The following is a 20,520-nucleotide window of genomic DNA, read 5'->3' as shown; positions in this document are numbered from 1 at the left end:
CCCTAATTAACAGGAAAGTAACAGGATTAATGAGGTTAAACAGTAAACGCAGAAAATATCGTCGGTCCAGATTCCATCCATCCGGGCCTTCTTTTTCAGTTTTCTTAGTCTGATGAGAAGCTTTTGCGCTAACGCTTGTCCTCGCTCTTATTTGGCGAAAAAAGCAGGGTTTTTATTTCTAACGCTCATCCTCGCTCTTATTTGTGACAATTAGCCTGGAAACCGCGGTCTGAATCAAAATAGGGACGATGGCAAGCGTTACAATTTTTATCCCCCTGATTTTGCTCATATAAGGACCACTGCGAGCGTTAAAATTCGAATCGATGGCAAACCCCGCTGGATGTACTGTAACCGAGCGGCAATGCACGCAGCAACCACTGCGGGATGCATCTGCGCTGCGAATAGTGTCAAGAGCACGGCGAATGTTTTCAGCGGCCGCGAGCGTGCTGTGCCTGGGCTACTGCAGCAAGCGGCCATCACGCAGCAGACCTCGCTCGGATGGCGTCCCTAAGCCGTGTTCCGCAAACGGCCGCGAACCCAAGCCTGGCTGCCTGTGCCCCCTTGTCCCCAATCGCCATTCGCATTATCGTATCTTGGAAAATAGATAGCGGAAATAATCGTATAGTTGAGAAACAGAATATTTTTTGTTGAAAATTGGAGACCGCTGTTTGCATCGAAATCAGGTTTTCGGATTTTGCTCCAAATTTTTCAGGCTTTGTCCGGCGCGGGCTCTTATCCAATCTATAACGATTTGTTATAGCTTTATAACATTTCCATATTACTTCTTTCACTTCAGAGTTGTCTATAATACTTGCGAAACCCAAAATATGTATATGGATTGGAGGAGTGATGTAATATGTCCAAGCTGTCTTTGAAAACATGGGCTAGTGGTGCTTTGGCATCCGTAATGCTATTTTCAGCACCGGCAACTGCGTTTCCCGACCGTCTTCCTTGGTATGAACAGGAGTGGAACGTCACCGGAACAGGCGGGGCTGCTGCCACGGAACACCCCTTAGCTACCCAAGCGGCCATGGAAATCCTTGCAATGGGAGGCAATGCTGTAGAAGCTGCTATAGCTGCAGCCGCCATGCAGGGGGTAGTCAGGCCTTTTTCAGGCGGAATTGGCGGCGGAGGCTACATGCACATTTATCTGCAGGATGAGGATCGTTTTATTGTCCTGGATCATCGTGATGTGGCGCAAAGCAGTTTCGGCCCGGATTCCTTCCTGGATGACGAAGGTAACGAGTATGATAACTCCGTGCGTGACAACAGCGGGATGTCCGTAGGTGTACCGGGTACGGTCAAAGCATGGGAAGAAGCTCTGGCCTTGTATGGAAGCGGTTTAACTTTAGCTGAGATTCTCCAGCCGGCAATCGATGTGGCTGAGAATGGCTTCTATGCCGATGCCAATCTCATCCGCGAAATCACAGAGAACGCTGATCGATTCCGCGGCTTCCAGTCTACGATTGATTTATTCCTGAACCCCGACGGCAGTGTGCCGGCAGAAGGCACGCTGCTGAAAAACCCGGATCTTGCCGCAACTTACCGTTTGATCGCAGAGGAAGGCAGCGATGTGTTCTATCAAGGTGAGATCGCCGAGGCTATTGTGGACACGGTTAATCAGCCGCCGGCCGTGGCAGATCCTCCAATCCTGATTCATCCCGGGAACATGACTCTAAGCGACATGTCTCAATACGCTACAGCAACGTATGAACCGATTCATACGACCTATCGCGGCTACGACATTTACGGAGCTCCTCCTTCATCCGCAGGAGGGACAACGATCGGTCTCGCCTTGAATGTGCTGGAAGGCTACGAGATGAGCACGATGCCGCGTGACGAGGCGCTGCATTATTATCTCGAAGCTTCCCGCTATGCGTTCGCGGACCGCAATGCTTATCTTGGCGATCCGCTTACGTTCCCTGGCCCTATGCCCGTAATCGGAATGCTGTCCAGCGGCTACGCGGAGCAAGTAAGGCAGCGCATTACGGAATGGGGAAGCGGGCGCCAAGTCGAGCCGGGCGATCCGTGGCCTTTTGACACGAATCCAGGACTTTGGCAGGATCCGCTGCCATCCCGGGGCAAAGAAGCATTTGCCTTTGATTTTGCCAATGCGGCTAACGGCTCCTGGGATGCCGCAGGAGGGTTTGTGACCCAGGCAGGAACGGGATCCAATCTTCCCGGTCAGGGAGCCGAGATCAATGTTCAAGACGGCGTTGGTGTGATCGAGCTTTCCGGTACCCAGTATGCTTATGCCAGGGCTCATACGGACATGAACCCGGTATATGACAGCGAGCTTCTGGTCCGGTTCAAAATGGACGAGCTGGGCGGTGACCGCAATCTTCGCTTCTGGCTAAGGGCTGATGATTGGAATAGCACGACTGCACCGAATAACGGGTACGCCGTAGAGATCAAAACCGGCGAAGATAACGTCCGCGTGCTCCGGACAAGGGAAGGTAATGCAGTCTATGGTCTGACGCAATTTGAGCATGAGCGTACAACGGATTGGCAGTGGCTTCGCTTCCGTGTGGAAGGCAATCAGCTGAAGGTGAGACTATGGAAGGATGGCGAGCCGGAGCCTAGACAAGGCTGGACTCATACGCTGCAAAATAGTCAGGTGGCCGGACCAGGCACATTCAAGCTCAGCGCATTGGAGTTAACCGGTGCGGCTCAAGGCGGAGGCTTTCAAATTAGCGACATTGATGTGCGGGATCTAAACCCGGTTGCCTTCGCAACAGAGTTTACAGGCATGAATGATGGCGCTTCCTGGGAAGAAAACAGCCAGTTTATAACTGAGTTCGGAATTGGTGCGAGCCGTCCGAATGAAGGAGCAGCTATTGAGGTGCGGGACGAAAAAGGCTATATTCACCTCGCTCCGAACCGCTACACTTATGCACGCGCTAAAGCCAACATGAACCCATTGTACGACAGTGAATTATTGGTCAAATTCAAAATGGATCAGCTGGGCGATGACCGGAACTTGCGTTTCTGGCTCAGAGCGGATGAATGGAACAGCACCTCTTCCCCGCATAACGGGTATGGAGTAGAATTCAATACATCCAGTGATACGATTCGCATAGTGCGCACGCGCAACAGCAACGCCATTTTTGGATTGACTACGATTGATCACCCGAGAACGACCGACTGGCAGTGGCTTAGACTGAGAGTCGAGGGCAGCGGGATTAAAGTCAAGGTGTGGCCGGACGGCAGTGCAGAGCCGGTGCATTGGCTGCATCAGCGTAACAATAGCGACGTGACCGCCCCGGGCCAGTTTATGGTTAGCGCAGTAGAGCTTACCGGCGGAGCTACGGGCGGCAGCTTCCAAATTGATGATCTGAAGGTGTACGATCTGGATGCTATGGGCAATCGGGAATCTACGATTCACTTGACGGTATCCGATGCAGATGGCAACATTGTCGCTTATACGAACACGATTAATTCGATTGGTGGAAATGCGATGGTCGTTCCCGGATACGGCTTCCTGCTGAATAACGGCTTGAACTCCCGTGTTCCATCCAGCAGTCCGGAAGGACATCCGAATGCTCCGCGTCCGGGAATGCGCTCCTTAAGCAGCATGAGCCCGACCATCGTAATGAAGGATGGAGAGCCGGTAATGGCTCTTGGTTCTCCCGGAGGAGGAACGATCACGACTTCCGTGCTGCAAATCTTAGTGAATTACATCGATTTCGGCATGAGTCTTCCGGAGGCGGTCGATGCTCCAAGGCTGTCCCAACGAAATCATAGCGGCACAGGTCGCACCTTGATTGAAAGTGAATTTGCCAACACCCCGGAATATGAATTGCTGCAAAATCGCGGCCAGTATTTCGATATCTCCGGATTGGACTACGGAATTGGGGCTGTGAACGCTATCGGATTCCTGCCTAACGGCCAGGTTCAGGCTGTGTCCGAAAGGGTCCGCAGAGGCGGAGGCAGCGCAATGGTGGAAAGCGTCTATCAATCCGCCACATCATCAGGCAGTTCTCAGTCCCAGGAGCTGCAGCCGGCCGGCCAATAGAACTGCTTCTTAAATATACAAACTAAAAGCACTACATGATTTCAAGATACTTGCTCAAAAGTAACCGCAAAAACGACAAGCCAAACCAAAGCTAGACGACAAGCCAAAGCCAGGTCAGCCTTATAAGGTGGACCTGGCTTCTTGGCTTCTTAATATACGTTTGGGAGCTATTAATTTTGCGCGGTCCCTTGCTGCTGAAAAAAAGCCCCTTCGCTTCCTGTCAGAAAGCAAAAGGGCTTGGCATGTATGGGTTTTAAGCTGTGGGAGCCACTGGCTGCAGGGGATTGCAAATACCGGTGGCTGGAGGAGGCAGGGGGTGACCGCCTCCTCTATTATTTGGCTTAGACGATAGGTTTAATTTGAAGGAATCAGGAATGCTAGAATGCCGGATTATCAGGATGCTAGATTCCGCAATGCTAGGAAGCTCCGGCTAATGAGCTTGCGGCTGGCTTGGATTGCTTGTTGCGGGTTAATGGAATATCAGCCATTGTCAGCAGACCCGACTGGGCATAGCCGGATACGGTTTTGGCCGTGTTTACGATAATGTTGGCTGTTGCGGTATCACCGAATATTCCTCCGGGAATGACGAACTCTACGGTTCCCATATCTTCGCTTACCAGAGTAATCCGGTCTTCTTGTCCAACCCCGGCCGACATTATAAGATCCAGTTCAATAGGCACATTGGAGCTTGTCACCGCCTTCGAGACTTGATGCAGGCCGCTAACTTGGCCTTTAGCTACAGGGCCTAATGCCATTTCCATGTTCTCCTGGGCGATGGTTGGTTCAATCAGGTTGCTGACACTGGGCACTTCTTCATTTAGCCCATAGGCTAACAAACGCAGCGATTCCTCAAGTCCTACATGGCCGATCCGGTCCTGCTCAGCCAGTTCATTAAAGGCTTCCGGAGTCATGCCGATTCCGACTTTCTTCTGCAGAGGAATTCTTCTCTTGGAAACGTCCACTTTTCTGGACACAAATATACGAGTGATTGATTGAGTTACCGATGTAGCAAAAAGAGCCAAGGCATCCATCACATAGCCTGGATTAACACCGGTGCCGATAACCACCTGGCCTTTGCTTTTTGCATATTGATCGATTTCCTCAGCCAATTCCGGGTAACGATGCCAAGGATAAGAAAGCTGCTCGCAAGTGGAAACAACTGAATAGCCATGATCCAGCAGCTGGCGGATTTGCGGCCAGACTGCCTCCAGATTGGAGCCGGTAGCATGAAAAGCAATTTTTCTTCCCGGTGAAGTGTTGGCTTTTACTTCAGTCAAATTGTTAACAACTGGCACGCCTACGCTTTGCCCGCCAGTCAGCTCTCCCAAATCCCGGCCTACCTTGGCGGGATCAATATCCACGGCAGCCTCAACGGTAATCGCTTCCGAAGTCAGGCAATGCTGCGCAATCTTGATACCAATGGGTCCCAAACCGTATGCCAGGACTTTTAATTTTCCTTCATTCATCGTTGTGTCCCCTCTCTCAAGTGATCTCATAAAAGAAAGTAACACTAAACCAAATAAAGAAAAAATATGAAATAATTATAGATCTATAACCTAAGATTATAAAAGATATGACCTGGATGGGCGGTTTGGGGTAGTTCCTAAGTCGTATGGTTATTGTTCCTGACTTTGCTCTTGCCGGGCTTCTTCCGCCGAAGGGGCAGAGAGTGATTGGCCTTGGAACTGCTCTAATACATGCAATGCATCCTCCGTTAATGCGGAAAGATTCATATGATTCCAAATAACGGACACTGAACTGAAAAGCGACAAATTGCTCAAGCTGACGCCTTTGATCCGATAAGAATCCAGCAACTGGATCATGTCCTGGGGCATCAGGGTAATTCCTATACCGTTCGAAATGAGATTGGCTGTTGTCAAAATTTCCGGGCCTACACCTATCGTTTTGGGAATGAATCCGGCAGACAAACAGGCGTGCTCAAGCAGAAAATAAAGAGATGGGGAATGCTTTGGGTCATAATGGAGAAAGGTTTCGTTCTTTAATTCTTTTAAATCTATAGATTCTTTTGCAGCGGCAAAATGATGGTCTGATACGGCAAGCTTCAACGGGTGTTTCGGCAGCTCCATCCATTTGATCGGCTTTTGCAAGGATTGCTTGGCATCGATGGGCGTGCGGATAAAGGCCAGATGATACTCGCTCTTTTGCACCAATTCAATGGCTTGGACAGATGTCGTTTCTTTAATATAAAACTCAAGACTGGGATGGATCTGTTTTAGCTGGCGAATTAATTGCGGCACCAGGTTGCTGGCGGCCGACGGAATGGTGGCGATCCGGATCGTGGTTTGCGGAACGCTTCCGGCTTCAATCAATTCACGAACGGTCTTCTCGATATTTTCGTAAGAAGGCAGCAAATTGCGGTATAAGTATTCCCCTTCTTCAGTGAGCGTTACCTTGCGGGTGGAACGGTACAGCAGCTTGATACCCAGCTCCTTCTCCAGTACATTAATTTGCTGGCTCAGACCGGGCTGCGATATATGAAGCTGCTGTGCGGCCTGACTAAAATTGAGGCAGTGGGCAATTTCAAGGAAATAGCGAAGCGTCAAATAGTTCATAGGCATCCTCTTCCTTATATCGGTGTTTCGGAACTTAAGAGATTTTTATTATAGCACTGCTTTTCAATATTTGTGTATTCGTTTTCAAAGAAAAAGAGACGCGCGAAGGATAATTAATGCAAAATCTTGGCATGTGAGGTTTGATTAATAACTTGCGATTATAAGTTTATAAGAAAAATGTATTTTCTATCCATTTAAAGTTAAGCTAAAATAGCTAATCATAAAACGCTTTCATTTAACGAATTTTTTAGGAGGACAGCAGGATGAAACCATTGATTGGGGTAACCTCTTCTATCAAGGAAGATAGGCTGTTAATTACCGGTTTGGACTATGTTATGTCGATGGAGTGGGCTGGGGGCACGCCGGTTGTGCTGCCGAATCTGGCCGATGCCGCGGCGATGGATCACATTGCCAACTCTATAGACGGTTTACTCGTAACGGGAGGGAAGGACATTGATCCGACCTGGTTTGGGGAAGAGCCGCATGTCAAGCTGGGTGAAGTGTCGCCGCAGAGAGATCATTTCGAGATGCAAATGGTACAGAGAATGATGAAGCTGGACAAACCGATCCTAGGTATTTGCCGTGGTTGCCAGATTCTTAATGTTACATCAGGCGGAGACCTCTACCAGGATATTCATTCTCAGAATGAAGGACCGTTGCTGCAGCACTATCAAGTGGCTCCACGCTATCATGTCTCCCATTTTATCGATGTGGTGGAAGGCTCTCTGCTGCATCAAATCAGCGGCTCACAGCGCTATAAAGTAAACAGCTACCACCATCAGGCCCTCCGCAAGGTTGCAGACGGCTTTGAGGTGACAGCACGTGCGAGTGACGGAATCATCGAGGCATTTGAAAGCAAGAACCACAAGTTTGTACTTGGAGTGCAGTGGCATCCGGAGAATCTATTGAAAAAAGATGATGTGTATGCTCAGAGGCTTTTTCAGGCGTTTATTGAAGCCTGTCGGCAATCTCAGGACTCTGCTTCCCAAAACACCCAGGTCAGCGGCTTATAGTCTCCGGTAAGGCCAATCATGGATATCTAGATGCTAGCGCGTCTATGATCAAGTCTGCATGTCCATATATAAACAGCAATTTTAATCAGCAATTTAAGGGGGAAAGCAAGAATGCGGATAGCAAAAACAGTACTGACAATAGCGGCAGCTACAGCAATTTTCCTCACTGGATGTTCCAGCAGCTCGCCTTCGGCATCTCCATCGCCTTCCAGCGAGCCGGGCCAAACCGAGCAGCCGGGATCCGATAAAACCACGCTTACGATTGCCCTGCCTACCGAGGTAACCTCAATGGATTTGTACAGCCATGGGGACCATGTAACTCTGTATGCCACCAACAACATGTTTAATTTCCTGCTTAAAAGACTGCCAAACGGGGATATTACCGAAGATCTGGTAGAATCCTACGAGAACTTGGATGATTACACCTGGGATTTCAAGCTAAAGCAAGGCGTTAAATTCCACACCGGGGAAGAGTTGACAGCCGAGGATGTAAAATTCACCCTGGAAAGAGCAGCCCAGGACGCCACTCTCAACGTCCATTCCACCTTCAAAACGATTAAGGAAGTTAACGTTTTAGACCCCTATCATTTTCAAATCATTACCCATGAACCGGACCCGTTAATCCCCGGCCTGCTGGCACGGCCGAATGCGGGGATCTATTCCAAAAAATACATTGAAGAACACGGCTGGGATCATTACATGAATAATCCCGTCGGAACCGGACCGTACAAGTTTGTAGAATGGAAAAGAGGCAGTCATATTTCGTTTGAGCCGTTTGCGGAATATTTTGAAGGACCGAACCCTGATTGGGAAAAGGTAGTTTACCGGATCATCCCTGAAAGCTCTACCCGGGTAGGGGAGCTTGTAACCGGTGGAGTTGATCTCATCCCCAATGTAACGAGCAATACGTGGGATCAAATCCGCAACAACGAGGGAACCGATACTATATCTTCCGTTTCGCAGCGGGTAGCTTTTATCGTTCCCCGTGCCACGGAAGGAAGTCCTACGGCTGACCCAAGGGTCAGGGAAGCGATTGAGCTGGCCATAGATAATCAGGCGATTATTGACAGCCTGCTTGGAGGAGCAGCCAACCCGACAAGGACCAGAGTGACCCCAGGGAACTTCGCCGCCAACGAAGAATTGTTCGATACTTATTTGCATGATGTTGAAAGGGCTAAGGAGCTGTTGAAGGAAGCCGGCTACGAGAACGGCGTGGAATTGACGATGCAGTCCTCTAACGGCCGCTATGCGAGAGATAAAGAAGTGGCGGAAATGATTGTCGGCATGCTATCCAATGTAGGTATTAATGTGAAGCTGGAACTGATGGAGTGGACCAGCTATCTGGAGCTCAGAAACGCAAAGAAGGTCGGAGATCTGCATATGGTCTGGTTCGGCAATTCCTTCTACGATGCCCATACGATGGTGACGGAGCATCTGTCTAGCACCCGGTCGATGGAGTCGCTCGGCTACGAGAATCAGGAGCTGGAGGATTTGCTGCGGGCCGCTGCAGTTAATATGAATCCGGAAGAGCGTAAAGAACAGTATTTGCGGGCACAAGAAATTGTCGCAGATATGAGAATGAACATTTATGTGTATCTGGAGCACAACACATACGGGGTTAGCGATGATATTGTATTTGAGCCGCGAATTGATGAAAAGCTGCTGGGATATGAGATCAGGCGCCGTTAAGCAACCCATCAGGCTATAGCAACGCTTAGTGGTAAAGGGGCTGTCAGACCAGGCCCCTTTGCTTCCATTTAGATTCGCATGCGGTTGCAGCAATTCATCTTCAAGAAGGGAACGAAAAGGAGTGAAATGATGGTTAGTTACGCAATTCGACGGCTGATTCAGATGATTCCCGTGCTGTTTATCATTGTGGCTATTGTATTTGTTCTAATGTATGTGTCCGGTGATCCTGTCATTTTAATGCTCCCGGAAAACGCCACACCGGAAGAGATCGAGGCGCTTAGAGCAGCCTTGAATCTGGACAAACCGTTCATTGTACAGTTCGGCACTTTTTTATTAAACGTGCTGCAGGGCGATTTCGGCGATTCATTCCGCTATCACCAGTCCGCGTTCAGTTTGGTTATGGAACGCTTGCCGGCAACGATGCTGCTGGGAGTTGTTTCGATGGTTGTAGCCGTACTGATCGCTCTCCCGCTCGGCGTTCTTTCTGCTACCCGCAAAAATTCTTTTTTGGAATTGTTTGTGACAAGTGGGACAGTGCTCGGCAAAGCTATGCCGAACTTCTGGGTCGGTATTATGCTCAGTTTGATTTTTAGCGTTTACCTCCAATGGTTTCCGGTTTCCGGAAGCGGCACCGCTGCCCACCTCGTGCTGCCAGCCATTACTTTGGGCGCTTCATTCGCGGCCTACATTGCAAGGCTTACCCGTTCAAGCATGATTAACGCTTTGCAGCAGGATTATGTACGAACAGCGAAAAGCAAAGGGCTCGGGCCCTCGGTTGTTGTGTATAAGCATGCATTCCGCAATGCGCTAATTCCAGTCGTTACGATTATTATGATGCAGACGGGCAGCGTACTGGGAGGAGCGTTAATAACGGAAATGATCTTTGCTTGGCCGGGCCTGGGGCAGCTGCTGGTTCAGTCCATTAACGCCAAGGATATGGCAGTTGTCCAGGCGTCCATTGTTGTGATTGCCGCGATTGTCATTATTGTAAATCTTATTACCGACATCATATGCGGATGGCTTGATCCGCGGATTAAATACTAGGGGGTGGACCGAATGAGCATATCAACAGAAGCAGCACTGGACGATCAGAAGGTGCACAAAAAGGGCCATACTCCCGACTTGTCGCTTTTTAAGAGGTGGTTAAGGCTGCTGTGGCAGAGTAAAACTGGAACATTTGGCTTTGTCATCGTAATGGCCGTGACGTTGATGGCTATCTTTGCCCCTTGGATAGCTCCTCACGATCCGTCTTACCAATATTATACCGATGTACTGGCTCCGCCCTTTTGGCTGGAAGGCGGCAGCTTCACTTATATACTTGGGACCGATAATTTGGGAAGAGATATTTTGAGCCGGATTATATATGGGACTCAGGTTTCTCTGCTTGTCGGCATATTTTCAGTAGTGGTAGCTGGAGCGATCGGTCTGACGGTCGGGCTGGTATCAGGCTATTATGGCGGTTGGATTGATAACGTGTTCATGCGAATTGTCGATTCCTTCCTCGCAGTTCCTACCATATTGTTGTCTCTCGTTATTTTAAAAATAGCAGGGCCGGGCCTGATGACGTTAATTATCGTTCTTGGGGTTACCAACTGGATCACCTATGCGAGAGTTATCCGCAGCGAGGTGCTCAGCCTTAAGGAAAGAGAATTTGTTAAAGCGGCCCGCTCGATCGGTGTAAGAGATTGGAAAATCATGTTCGCCCACTTGCTGCCCAATGTTTACTCCACATTTATAGTCATTTCCACACTGAGCGTGGCAACGACGATTCTGGCGGAAGCCTCTCTCAGCTTTCTCGGGCTTGGCATTCAGCCGCCGACTGTATCCTGGGGAGGGATGCTGAGCGGCGGACGGGATTATCTTGCGGATGCCTGGTGGCTGGCTACATTCCCGGGTTTGGCGATTACGATTGCAACCTTGGGTGTCATTTTGCTGGGCGATTGGCTGCAGGATGTGCTTGATCCGAGATCTCAAATCGACTAGAACGACATACTTAACAGCGGGGAGGAGTTCAGGTGAGTTCACAAGCGTTGAAAATCGACGGTTTAAAAACGTATTTTTATACAGAAAATGGCGTTGTTCCTTCGGTGGACGGTGTCTCCTTTCATATCAACCAAGGGGAAACGTTAGGCATCGTCGGGGAATCCGGTTCTGGTAAAAGTGTGACATCGTTATCCGTTATGCGCCTAATTGAAAAGCCGGGGAAAATTGTCGAAGGTGAAATCCAGTTTGGAGACCGCAGTCTGCTGCAAATAAGCGAAGCAGAAATGAGGAAAATTCGCGGCCGTGACATTACGATGATTTTTCAAGAGCCCTTAACAGCTCTAAACCCCGTGTTCACGATCGGTCATCAAATCAGCGAGGCGCTGATAAATCATTTGAAGATGAGCAAGGCTGAGGCCAAGAAGAGGACACTGGAGCTGCTCAAGCAGGTTCGCATAGCCCGGCCGGAAAGTGTGTTTAACAGCTACCCGCATGAGCTTAGCGGCGGAATGCGGCAGCGGGCGATGATCGCAATGGCGATCTCCTGTGACCCGAAGCTGTTAATTGCGGATGAACCAACGACTGCTCTGGACGTGTCCATTCAAGCCCAGGTGCTTCAGATTATGAAGGATATTGTTAGGGAACGGGGCAACTCCATTCTGTTAATTACTCATGATTTGGGTGTTATCGCGGAAATGGCGGATCGCGTTGTAGTTATGTATGCCGGGCAAATCGTGGAGCAATGCGATGTATTTACCTTATTTAAATCGCCTAAGCATCCGTATACAAAGGGGCTGCTGAAGAGCACTCCGCGTTTGGATCAATTAACGGAGACGCTGGAGTCTATAGAAGGCTCTGTTCCGAATCCGTTGTCGATGCCTGCCGGATGCAGATTCCATCCGCGCTGCCCCTATGCCAAGCCTATTTGCGAAAGTGTGAGTCCGCAGCTGCAAGGGGATGGCAGCATCCATGAAATCCGCTGTTTAATGTATGATGATCGCTATGCGAAAGAATGGGATGAGGTGATGGTATGAAGTCGGCGCTTAAGACAGGGGAAGACCGGCGGCTTGCAGCAGTAGATAGCGCTGCGCCGGCTGGTGCGCAGGGCGGCCTCGCTGATGTGGAGAATAACACTTCTGAGACGCAAACTCCGAAGCCGCGTACCGGCAGCAGGTCCGCCAGTCGACGTCCCATTCTGCAAATTAATGGATTAAGCAAGCATTATGTCATTAGCGAGGGCTTGTTTCGCAGAAAGAAGCACATCCTGAAGGCCGTGAATGAAGTTGATTTAACGGTATACGAAGGCGAAACGTTGGGGATTGTCGGCGAGTCCGGCTGCGGAAAATCGACATTAGGCAATGTGATTATGCATTTGACTTCACCCTCTGGCGGTACGATCGAGTTTGACGGGGTTAATCTGAACTCATTGACCAAGGGACAGCTCCGCAGCAAACGCAAAGACATTCAGATGATCTTTCAGGATCCGTTTTCTTCGCTTAATCCCAGAATGAAAATTTTTGATATTATCGCTGAGCCGCTGCGTACCCATAAAGTAGCAGAAGGGGAAGCGCTTAAAGAAGAAGTGTACAAAATATTGGAGGCGGTCGGACTATCGAGCGAATATGCTTACCGCTATCCGCATCAGTTCAGCGGCGGACAACGCCAGCGTGTGGGCATTGGAAGAGCGATTGCTCTAAAGCCCAAACTGATTATTTGCGATGAGCCGGTTTCCGCACTGGATGTATCGATTCAGTCGCAAATCCTCAATCTGCTGTCCGTACTGCAGAAGCGCTACGGGCTTACTTACCTGTTTATTGCTCACGGCCTGCCGGCTGTGGGTTATATAAGCGACCGTATTGCCGTCATGTATCTAGGCAGAATCGTAGAGATAGCCGACAAGCAGGCTTTGCTGGAGCAGCCGGGACATCCTTACACGGAGGGCCTGATGTCTTCGATTCCGATCTCTGATCCTGAACAGCGCGGGAATAAGCCGAAAGCGCTGGAGGGAGAGATTCCGAACCCGCTGCATCCTCCCGCCGGCTGCGCGTTTCACCCGCGCTGCGCCTATGCTACAGACCGCTGCAAATCGGAGGTCCCAGAGCTGAGAGAAGCTTCACCGGGGCGGTTTGTTGCCTGCCACTACCCTCTGCATTTGGCGAAAGGAGGAGTTCAGCATGGTTAAGCATTGCGCTTACGGAGTCAGCGCCGCACATCCCTTGGCGGTGGAGGCGGGAATGAAGATTCTCGGCAGTGGCGGTAACGCAGTCGACGCCGCTATTGCCGTCTCCTATATGCTGGGTGTGGCAGAGCCCTATGCTTCCGGTATAGGCGGCGGTGGTGTGATGCTGATTGTTCCCGCTGATCCTGCAGCCGAACCCAGAATTTGTGATTATAGAGAGATTGCTCCCTTGTCCGGCGTCGTTTCGGAGCAAAAGGTTGGTGTGCCGGGTTTTGTCAAAGGCATGGAATCAGTCCATAAACGTTACGGTAAATTGCCGATGAAGTCTATTCTTGAGCCGGCGATCGAAGCGGCTGTGGACGGATTTCCTGCCGGTCCGGCTCTGCACAGGCAGCTTAACTCGAGCCAGCATTTGGCGAGAGAGCAATTCCCGGAGCTGTATCCGGACGGCGAGCCGCTTCCCGAAGGAGCTGTTCTGCGGCAGCCGCAGCTGGCTGAAACGATGAGGGGCATTGCCGAGGGAGGCGCCGCATGGTTCTATGAGGGGGCTCCGGCACAGGAAATCTCATCCTTGGTGGAGGGCATGAAGCCGAGTGATTTCCGCCATTACGAAGTTGTTTACAGGGAACCGCTAAAGACTCGTCTTGGCGACTATCAGCTGCTGACCTGCCCGCCGCCTTTTGGCGGAGTGACCCTGCTTCAGGGGCTGCTGGCCAGTCAAGCATGCGGCCTGGATGAAGCAGAAGCCTATTCTGCGGAACAGGTGCATGGCTGGGGCGAGCTATTCAGTCAATGCTACACCTTGCGGAGCACTACGATGGGAGATCCCGCATTCTCTGAACCTCCGGTTGATTGGCTGTTAAGTGCGGAGCTGATCGGGCAGCTGGCTTCCCAGGCAGCTGAGGGGCCGGTCTCCCGTCCTCCCGGTCCGGGAGATGTGGCGAATACGACTCATTTTTGTGTCGTAGACGCCGAGGGGATGATAGTGTCCGTCACAAACACAGTAGGCGGCTTTTTTACGACTGGATTGACCTGGGGAGGGTGTTTTTTAAACAACCAGCTGCGCAATTTCACGGATGAAGTGGAAGGCTCCTTGAACCTGCCGCAGCCGGGCAAGCGGCCGCAAAGCTATGTAACGCCCACCATTGTCAGCGGCCCGAAGCGGACGATTGCGATCGGTTCAGCAGGCGGCAAGCGTATCCCCTTTGTACTTGCCACCATCCTGACAGCGATGATGAAGAGGGATGCCTCAATAGAGCAGGCAGTTGCCGCACCGCGATTCTTCGTTGATGAAAGAGTTGTTTATACGGAGGAGCCGCTTGCGGAGACAACCAAGAACCGGCTGGAGCAAATCGGCTATGAAGTCAGATATCATCCTGAAGTCATGTTCTATGGGGGAGTCCATGGATTAATGCTGTCAAAGGAAACAGGCGAGCTGCATGGTGTAGCCGATCCGCGCAGAGGAGGCAGCTGGTCAGCGGAGAAGCTTTCGGCTAGTGAGCGTGCTTAACTAAGGTCAATAGTTTGCCGCAGAATAGGAGGGGAACGGACCCTCCTGAATGAAAGAGTACAACAATACCGGAAATTGAGAAAATTAAGATAGGGGGGCTTGTCATGAAATCGGCTTTATTTTCAGGGAAGAATGTTATTTTGCGGATAGAAATGAACTCCCATATCAAATTTGCTGAGATTGCTGCAGCGATTGCTGATTCCGGGGGAGATATTGTAGCGATTGATATTGTTGACGCCGGCCGCCAAACGACTGTGCGCGACATTACTGTTAATGTGTCCGATGTTTCCATGACCGAGCAAATTACAGAGGCTTTCTCGAAGATTAGCGGCATTCGGCTCATTCACGTGTCGGATCGCACGTTCCTGCTGCATCTTGGCGGCAAGCTCACAACGGTGCCCAAAACTCCGATTCAAAACCGTGATGATCTGTCGCGCGTTTATACACCCGATGTAGCCCGTGTTTGTCAGGCGATATATGATGATCCGCATAAAGTGTTTACCTTGAGCATCAAAAGAAACACAGTAGCGGTCATTTCCGACGGCAGCGCTGTGCTCGGCCTTGGCAACATCGGTCCGAAAGCGGCTATGCCCGTCATGGAAGGCAAGTCAGTCTTATTCAAACAATTTGCCGATGTCGATTCCTTCCCGATTTGTTTGGAAACCCAGGATACCGAAGAGATTATTAGCACGATCAAAAGAATATCCACCTCATTCGGCGGGATTAATCTGGAGGACATCTCCTCCCCCCGCTGCTTCGAAATTGAGCGCAGATTAAAAGAGGAGCTGGATATTCCTGTGTTTCATGACGACCAGCATGGCACGGCGGTCGTTATGTATGCAGGTTTAATTAACGCTCTTAAGCTTGTAAATAAATCGATAGATCAAATCAAAATTGTCATATGCGGCATTGGTGCTGCCGGAGTGGCATGTGCCAACATGCTGCTTGCAGCAGGTGTCAAAGAAATTATAGGGGTTGACCGGAACGGAATCATAAGCGAGCATGATGAGGGCGGAAATGAAATGCAGCGTTGGTTTGCCTCCTGCACGAACCCTAAAGGAACTACCGGCACTCTGCAGGATGCGCTGCGGGGGGCGGATGTGTTCCTCGGTGTATCGGCCGGCGGTATACTGAGCAGGGAGGATGTACTGACGATGGCAGAGAATCCTATCATTTTTGCGATGGCCAATCCGAACCCGGAAATTCTTCCTGAGGAAATCGAAGACATTGCGGCGGTAGTTGCTACAGGCCGGTCGGATTACCCGAACCAGATCAACAATGTCCTTTGCTTCCCGGGTATTTTCCGGGGGGCCTTGGATTGCCGTGCTTCCGAGATTAACGAGCCGATGAAATTGGCCGCGGCGGAAGCTATTGCCTCGATTGTAACCGATGAAGAACGGAATCGGCACCACATCATTCCGAGCGTATTTAATCCAAAAGTTGTTAAAACGGTTAGGGACCGGGTGATCGAGGCTGCCTTGGCAAGCGGAGTAGCCCGTAGAATTCCCAAGGAATTCAGGTAAAGCTGCTCGTCGTTGGCGGTATTGAAGAGCCAGGCTGCGGGAAAAATGAAGAATTGCTTATGCACAAACCAGCGGAGTCGTTATTCTATTCTGCTGGTTTGTTTATTTATAACGCATTGAGCCAAACACCTAAGGGAAAGGAACATGCAGATTATCCAATCTTTCCTCATAGCCAAATGTGCTTCACTTTTGTATACTTATAGGAAATCATTCTACATCCATCACGTTTTTTCAGGGATGAGCTTATAGTTAGGCGAATAGGGTAGAAGAAAAAAGAAAACGGGAAACCATTCCTTAAGACAGGCGAATAGAGGAGGGATACAATGAGCTTTTGCTGTGGTGCAAGTATGATTGGAACCAAAGGAACTCTTAAACATCTGCGTACCCATATCCACAACGTCCCTATTTTATTGTGTCCGGTTTGCCACCGGGTCGAGGTGCATTATCTGGTCGAGAATGAGTATGATATTTTGGCCGAATATGCCCATTCTGATCAGGCTCCGGAAGTTGACTTTTTTGAATATGCCGAGCATAAGAGTGGAGAAGATCTGTTCGAGAATTGTGTGAATACGGAGAACGAGGATCCGCTGGAGATTGTACTTAACCAAATAGATATGGCCCTCGATTTACTGACCGTTGCCAAACAGTTTGAGGACGAGGAATGGATGGATCAGCTTAAAAGAAGGCTGCAAATCTTAAGCAAGCGCAAGCATCGGCTGCTGCAGAGGAATGCAACTTAGCCTCTATAGATCAAAACGGTTTCCTTTTCTATATCGTGTTACCGCTTGTGGATGAAATTCTAAGTAGGCAAAGTGCTTGTTATTATAAAACACTCCCCCTTTCTTAAGGGCTGTGAGTGTTTTTTTATGTTTCCTAATAACGTTCCCCAATGGAGTGACCGGTGATTTATTGTGCATGTTCACCATTTGCTATCAGTGGTAGTACGGGAAAGAGCTATCGGGGGGCTCGGTTCGTGGACTACCCTCACTGTGAGCTATGCTGCCGCAAAGATTTACTGACTTCTTTTGAGGTCATGAGTGAGGAATCACTTGCCCGATTGAGGGACATGAGTGCAGCACATTTGCCCAATTGGTTTGCTAAAAAACGGGTTTCCATTGCGTTTTCAATGCGTTTGTCAAATCTATATAAAACCAGTGTTGATCCGGCTTGGAAAACGACTTTCTCAAGGCTGATAGACGCATGTGGTATAATTAAAGAAGCCCGGTTTGCCGAAAAAGGCATAGTCATGGAAGTGCGATTGCCCGGATTGTCCGGGTGCCATGTTCAAATATAGCAGGATACCGCGATTCGCGGAGCTCTCTCTACCCCCTTAACAAGGGAGGGAGAGTCGAATCCTTGTAGTGAGAGGTGGACTATTTGTTACTGGTACTACTCAAGAAATTTTTAGGGAGAAGCCCGGTTCACCGGTCTGCCAGTGAATTCCCGCCGGAACAAGCGGTGAAATTAATTCAGCAGGGCGATCTAAAAATGCGAAACCAGTTTATCTCGGATTACCAGCCGTTTATAGCTAAGGTAACCAGCCGCTTCTGTAAAAAATATGTAGATCCTTCACGAGATGATGAATTCAGTATTGGATTAGCTGCTTTCAATGAAGCTATTAATCAGTTTTCCCCTACGGCGGGAAAGTCATTCCTCGGGTTTGCAGAAACGGTTATTCGCAGACGTTTAATTGATCATATACGTAAAGAGCAGCGCTTTTCACACCATATTCCGTACAGCTCCTTCGATGTTGAAGACGGTGAAGATAACATTATTAATCCTGTTGAAGTACATCAGGCAGTTGAGCATTATGAAATACAAAGACATGCTGAAGAGAGAAGAAGCGAAATAATTGAGCTGGACAAGCATTTACAGCACTTTGATATTCGCTTTGCCGATTTGATAGACTGCTCTCCCAAGCATTCGGATTCGAGAGAAAATCTGTTCGTGATTGGCAAGCTGCTGGCTGAGGACTCTTCTTTAATGGAACTGCTTGTACATAAGAAGATGCTTCCCATCAAGGAACTGCTGGTCAAGGTCAATATTTCTCGAAAGACTTTGGAAAGAAATCGAAAGTATATTATCGCCATAGCGTTAATTTATAAGGGACCTTATCCCCATATTAAGGAATATTTGCAGCCGGCTATCGCACAGATGGAAAGGTGTGAAGAGAAATGAACAGAGGCATTGTGGTTGAAATCCGAAAAAAATCAGTTGTGGTCATGACGCCTGAAGGAAGATTTATTGAGGTTCGTCAAAGGGAGTCTGGAACCTGCCTGATTGGGGAAGAGATTTGGTTTGCCACGCCGATCCGAAGAAGGTTTCCCTCTGTGTCCATTCTCTCCACGGTAGCTGCTGCAATTATATTCGTGATGATCGGGATGACGATGTTTTCCTATGTGGGCAGCAAGGAAGTCGTTGCTTACATTTCTCTAGATTTTAACCCCAGCATTGAATTGGGAATCGATAAAATGGAAAAGGTGCGTTATTTGACCGGTCTTAATATGGAAGGACGGGACTTGGTTGATGGAGTTGAATACAAGGGTAAGGCGTTAAAGGATGTAACGATGGAAATTGTCCGCCGGATTGAGGAACGTTTTGTGGAGGATGGTTCTAACGATATTATTATTGCCAGCACGTTAGTAGCTCCTAAAACTCCAATAGATGAGCATGCTTTGAGCCAGGAAGTTCAGAAGCTGATTACCGAACAGGTCATGCTGGAATTTCCACAGTACAAGGACCATTTGCTCGTTACTTCGTTCATAGCTCCTAAGGAAGTAAGGGAGGCAGCAGCGGAAGAGGGACTTTCAGCGGGGAAATATGCTGTTTATTTAAATGCCAGGGTAAATGGGCATTTTCTTAACATTGAAGATATGAAAGAAAACTCTATCTATGCCATTGCTCAGCAAGCCGGAGGTCTGGATCAGCTCATCAACCCCGGGGATTGGTCGAAGGAAAGCATGAGAACATGGCTGGAGGATGAAATCAGCGGCACGTTAGAGTTGAAGCTCGAGCAATTGTATTACAAACATTCTGATACCGAGCTGTCCGATGAACAAGATTTATCGGATATTCAAGCTTTACATAACTATGCCCCTAATAAAGCTGCAGACAACAAAACCGAACTGGCGGATGCAGGGGAAGGGGTAGTATCGTCCCAGCAGGATCATAGCAAGAACCAGTCCAGTCACGAGCAAGCTGAAGCTCTTCAAGAACAGAAGCGATTAGCCATGCAGAGTGAACAGGAGCGTCAGCAGGAAGAGCTGATTCGGCGCCAACAAGAGCTGCTGGCTGAACAGGAGCGTCAGCAAGCGGAAGCGGCCAAGCGAGAACAAGAGCGGTTGGCTGAGCAGCGTGAGCTTGAACGCCAGCAAGCGGAAGCCATCAAGCGCGAGCAGGAAAAGCAGGCCGAGCAGCTCGAGAAGGAACGTGAACGGCAGGAGCGCGAACGGGAGAAGCAGGAGAAGGAACGCGAGCGTCTGGAGCGCGAGCAGCAAAAGCAGCTCGAGAAGGAACGTGAACGGCAGGAGCGTGAGCGGGAGAAGCAGGAGAAGGAACGCGAGCGTCTGGAGCGTGAGCAGCAAAAGCAGCTCGAGAAGGAACGTGAACAGCAGGAGCGTGAGCGGGAGAAGGAGGAAAAGGAACGCGAGCGTTTGGAGCGCGAGGAGGAAGAACAGCGGGAGAAGGAACGTGAACGCGAGAAGAACGAGCGTGAACGGGAGGAGAATGAGCGTGAACAGCAGCAGAAAGAACAGAATCAGGAGGAGTGGCTGTACGAGAAGCTGAAGCAGGAACAGGAGCGTCTGCTGGAGAAATATAAAGAAGAGGAACAGAAGCTGAAGGATCATCTCCAGGAACAGAAGGGAGAGCTGGAGAATCTGATTAATGATCAGAAGCAAGGGCTGGAAAATCAGGTTAACGAGGAATTAGGCCGCTTGTTGGATCAGTTTAAGGTCAGGGAAGAGGAATAAGTATTTTCCCTGAAGCTTATTTTTGCAGCAGCAGAGGGTTGTCTGAAACTTTTTTTGGGGGGCT

14 protein-coding genes are annotated in these 20,520 nt (G+C 49.6%); 12 read left to right on the top strand and 2 right to left on the bottom strand.

Annotated features, from left to right (window positions below; genetic code table 11):
• Positions 1-856: 856 nt before the first annotated feature.
• Positions 857-4,015, top strand: a complete 3,159-nt coding sequence (locus tag PSHG_RS29305) for a gamma-glutamyltransferase (protein ID WP_010272484.1) — start codon at positions 857-859, stop codon at positions 4,013-4,015.
• Positions 4,016-4,431: 416 nt separating this feature from the next.
• Here the strand turns inward: PSHG_RS29305 and PSHG_RS10150 are convergent, their stop codons facing one another.
• Both PSHG_RS10150 and PSHG_RS10145 read right to left on the bottom strand, forming a co-directional pair.
• Positions 4,432-5,481, bottom strand: a complete 1,050-nt coding sequence (locus tag PSHG_RS10150) for an NAD(P)H-dependent amine dehydrogenase family protein (protein ID WP_010272483.1) — start codon at positions 5,479-5,481, stop codon at positions 4,432-4,434.
• A gap of 150 nt (positions 5,482-5,631) precedes the next feature.
• Positions 5,632-6,588, bottom strand: coding sequence for a LysR family transcriptional regulator (locus tag PSHG_RS10145; RefSeq protein WP_010272482.1), 957 nt, complete (start codon positions 6,586-6,588; stop codon positions 5,632-5,634).
• A 263-nt stretch (positions 6,589-6,851) separates the two neighbouring features.
• Between PSHG_RS10145 and PSHG_RS10140 the strand changes: the two genes are divergently transcribed.
• From PSHG_RS10140 to PSHG_RS10085, 11 genes are all read left to right on the top strand, one after another.
• Positions 6,852-7,601, top strand: a complete 750-nt coding sequence (locus PSHG_RS10140; RefSeq protein ID WP_010272481.1) for a gamma-glutamyl-gamma-aminobutyrate hydrolase family protein — start codon at positions 6,852-6,854, stop codon at positions 7,599-7,601.
• A 111-nt stretch (positions 7,602-7,712) separates the two neighbouring features.
• The gene (locus tag PSHG_RS10135; protein WP_042121654.1) at positions 7,713-9,290 is read left to right on the top strand and encodes an ABC transporter substrate-binding protein; all 1,578 of its coding nucleotides are present in this window, start codon (positions 7,713-7,715) and stop codon (positions 9,288-9,290) included.
• A gap of 129 nt (positions 9,291-9,419) precedes the next feature.
• The gene (locus tag PSHG_RS10130; protein WP_010272477.1) at positions 9,420-10,334 is read left to right on the top strand and encodes an ABC transporter permease; all 915 of its coding nucleotides are present in this window, start codon (positions 9,420-9,422) and stop codon (positions 10,332-10,334) included.
• 12 nt (positions 10,335-10,346) lie between these two features.
• Positions 10,347-11,273 carry an ABC transporter permease gene (locus PSHG_RS10125; RefSeq protein WP_010272476.1) on the top strand — a complete coding sequence of 309 codons (927 nt, stop codon included), beginning with the start codon at positions 10,347-10,349 and terminating at the stop codon, positions 11,271-11,273.
• 32 nt (positions 11,274-11,305) lie between these two features.
• Positions 11,306-12,307 carry an ABC transporter ATP-binding protein gene (locus tag PSHG_RS10120; RefSeq protein ID WP_010272475.1) on the top strand — a complete coding sequence of 334 codons (1,002 nt, stop codon included), beginning with the start codon at positions 11,306-11,308 and terminating at the stop codon, positions 12,305-12,307.
• Positions 12,304-13,455 (top strand): ABC transporter ATP-binding protein, encoded by a 1,152-nt coding sequence (locus tag PSHG_RS10115; protein WP_010272474.1) that lies wholly within the window; start codon positions 12,304-12,306, stop codon positions 13,453-13,455. Before PSHG_RS10120 ends, PSHG_RS10115 begins: the two co-directional genes overlap by 4 nt.
• Entirely contained in the window at positions 13,448-14,962 is a 1,515-nt protein-coding gene (locus PSHG_RS27200) for a gamma-glutamyltransferase family protein (RefSeq protein WP_010272473.1), read from the top strand. The genes PSHG_RS10115 and PSHG_RS27200 overlap by 8 nt, the downstream gene beginning before the upstream one ends.
• A gap of 104 nt (positions 14,963-15,066) precedes the next feature.
• The gene (locus tag PSHG_RS10105; protein ID WP_010272472.1) at positions 15,067-16,485 is read left to right on the top strand and encodes an NAD-dependent malic enzyme; all 1,419 of its coding nucleotides are present in this window, start codon (positions 15,067-15,069) and stop codon (positions 16,483-16,485) included.
• A 323-nt stretch (positions 16,486-16,808) separates the two neighbouring features.
• Positions 16,809-17,225, top strand: coding sequence for a hypothetical protein (locus tag PSHG_RS10100; RefSeq protein ID WP_010272470.1), 417 nt, complete (start codon positions 16,809-16,811; stop codon positions 17,223-17,225).
• A 637-nt stretch (positions 17,226-17,862) separates the two neighbouring features.
• On the top strand, positions 17,863-18,663 hold the full coding sequence (gene sigI / locus PSHG_RS10090; protein WP_010272466.1) for an RNA polymerase sigma factor SigI: 801 nt from the start codon (positions 17,863-17,865) through the stop codon (positions 18,661-18,663).
• Positions 18,660-20,456 carry an anti-sigma factor domain-containing protein gene (locus tag PSHG_RS10085; protein ID WP_010272465.1) on the top strand — a complete coding sequence of 599 codons (1,797 nt, stop codon included), beginning with the start codon at positions 18,660-18,662 and terminating at the stop codon, positions 20,454-20,456. The genes sigI and PSHG_RS10085 overlap by 4 nt, the downstream gene beginning before the upstream one ends.
• The last annotated feature ends 64 nt before the right edge of the window (positions 20,457-20,520 follow it).

Source organism: Paenibacillus senegalensis JC66, assembly GCF_000285515.1.
Classification (GTDB): Bacteria; Bacillota; Bacilli; order Paenibacillales; family NBRC-103111; genus Paenibacillus_L; species Paenibacillus_L senegalensis.
This window is presented reverse-complemented; position numbering and strand designations above follow the sequence as displayed.

Coding starts and splice junctions, on each gene's coding strand:
- PSHG_RS29305 (WP_010272484.1), top strand. CDS start 857: ATGTCCAAGCTGTCTTTGAAAACATGGGCTAGTGGTGCTTTGGCATCC.
- PSHG_RS10150 (WP_010272483.1), bottom strand. CDS start 5,481: ATGAATGAAGGAAAATTAAAAGTCCTGGCATACGGTTTGGGACCCATT.
- PSHG_RS10145 (WP_010272482.1), bottom strand. CDS start 6,588: ATGAACTATTTGACGCTTCGCTATTTCCTTGAAATTGCCCACTGCCTC.
- PSHG_RS10140 (WP_010272481.1), top strand. CDS start 6,852: ATGAAACCATTGATTGGGGTAACCTCTTCTATCAAGGAAGATAGGCTG.
- PSHG_RS10135 (WP_042121654.1), top strand. CDS start 7,713: ATGCGGATAGCAAAAACAGTACTGACAATAGCGGCAGCTACAGCAATT.
- PSHG_RS10130 (WP_010272477.1), top strand. CDS start 9,420: ATGGTTAGTTACGCAATTCGACGGCTGATTCAGATGATTCCCGTGCTG.
- PSHG_RS10125 (WP_010272476.1), top strand. CDS start 10,347: ATGAGCATATCAACAGAAGCAGCACTGGACGATCAGAAGGTGCACAAA.
- PSHG_RS10115 (WP_010272474.1), top strand. CDS start 12,304: ATGAAGTCGGCGCTTAAGACAGGGGAAGACCGGCGGCTTGCAGCAGTA.
- PSHG_RS27200 (WP_010272473.1), top strand. CDS start 13,448: ATGGTTAAGCATTGCGCTTACGGAGTCAGCGCCGCACATCCCTTGGCG.
- PSHG_RS10105 (WP_010272472.1), top strand. CDS start 15,067: ATGAAATCGGCTTTATTTTCAGGGAAGAATGTTATTTTGCGGATAGAA.
- PSHG_RS10100 (WP_010272470.1), top strand. CDS start 16,809: ATGAGCTTTTGCTGTGGTGCAAGTATGATTGGAACCAAAGGAACTCTT.
- PSHG_RS10085 (WP_010272465.1), top strand. CDS start 18,660: ATGAACAGAGGCATTGTGGTTGAAATCCGAAAAAAATCAGTTGTGGTC.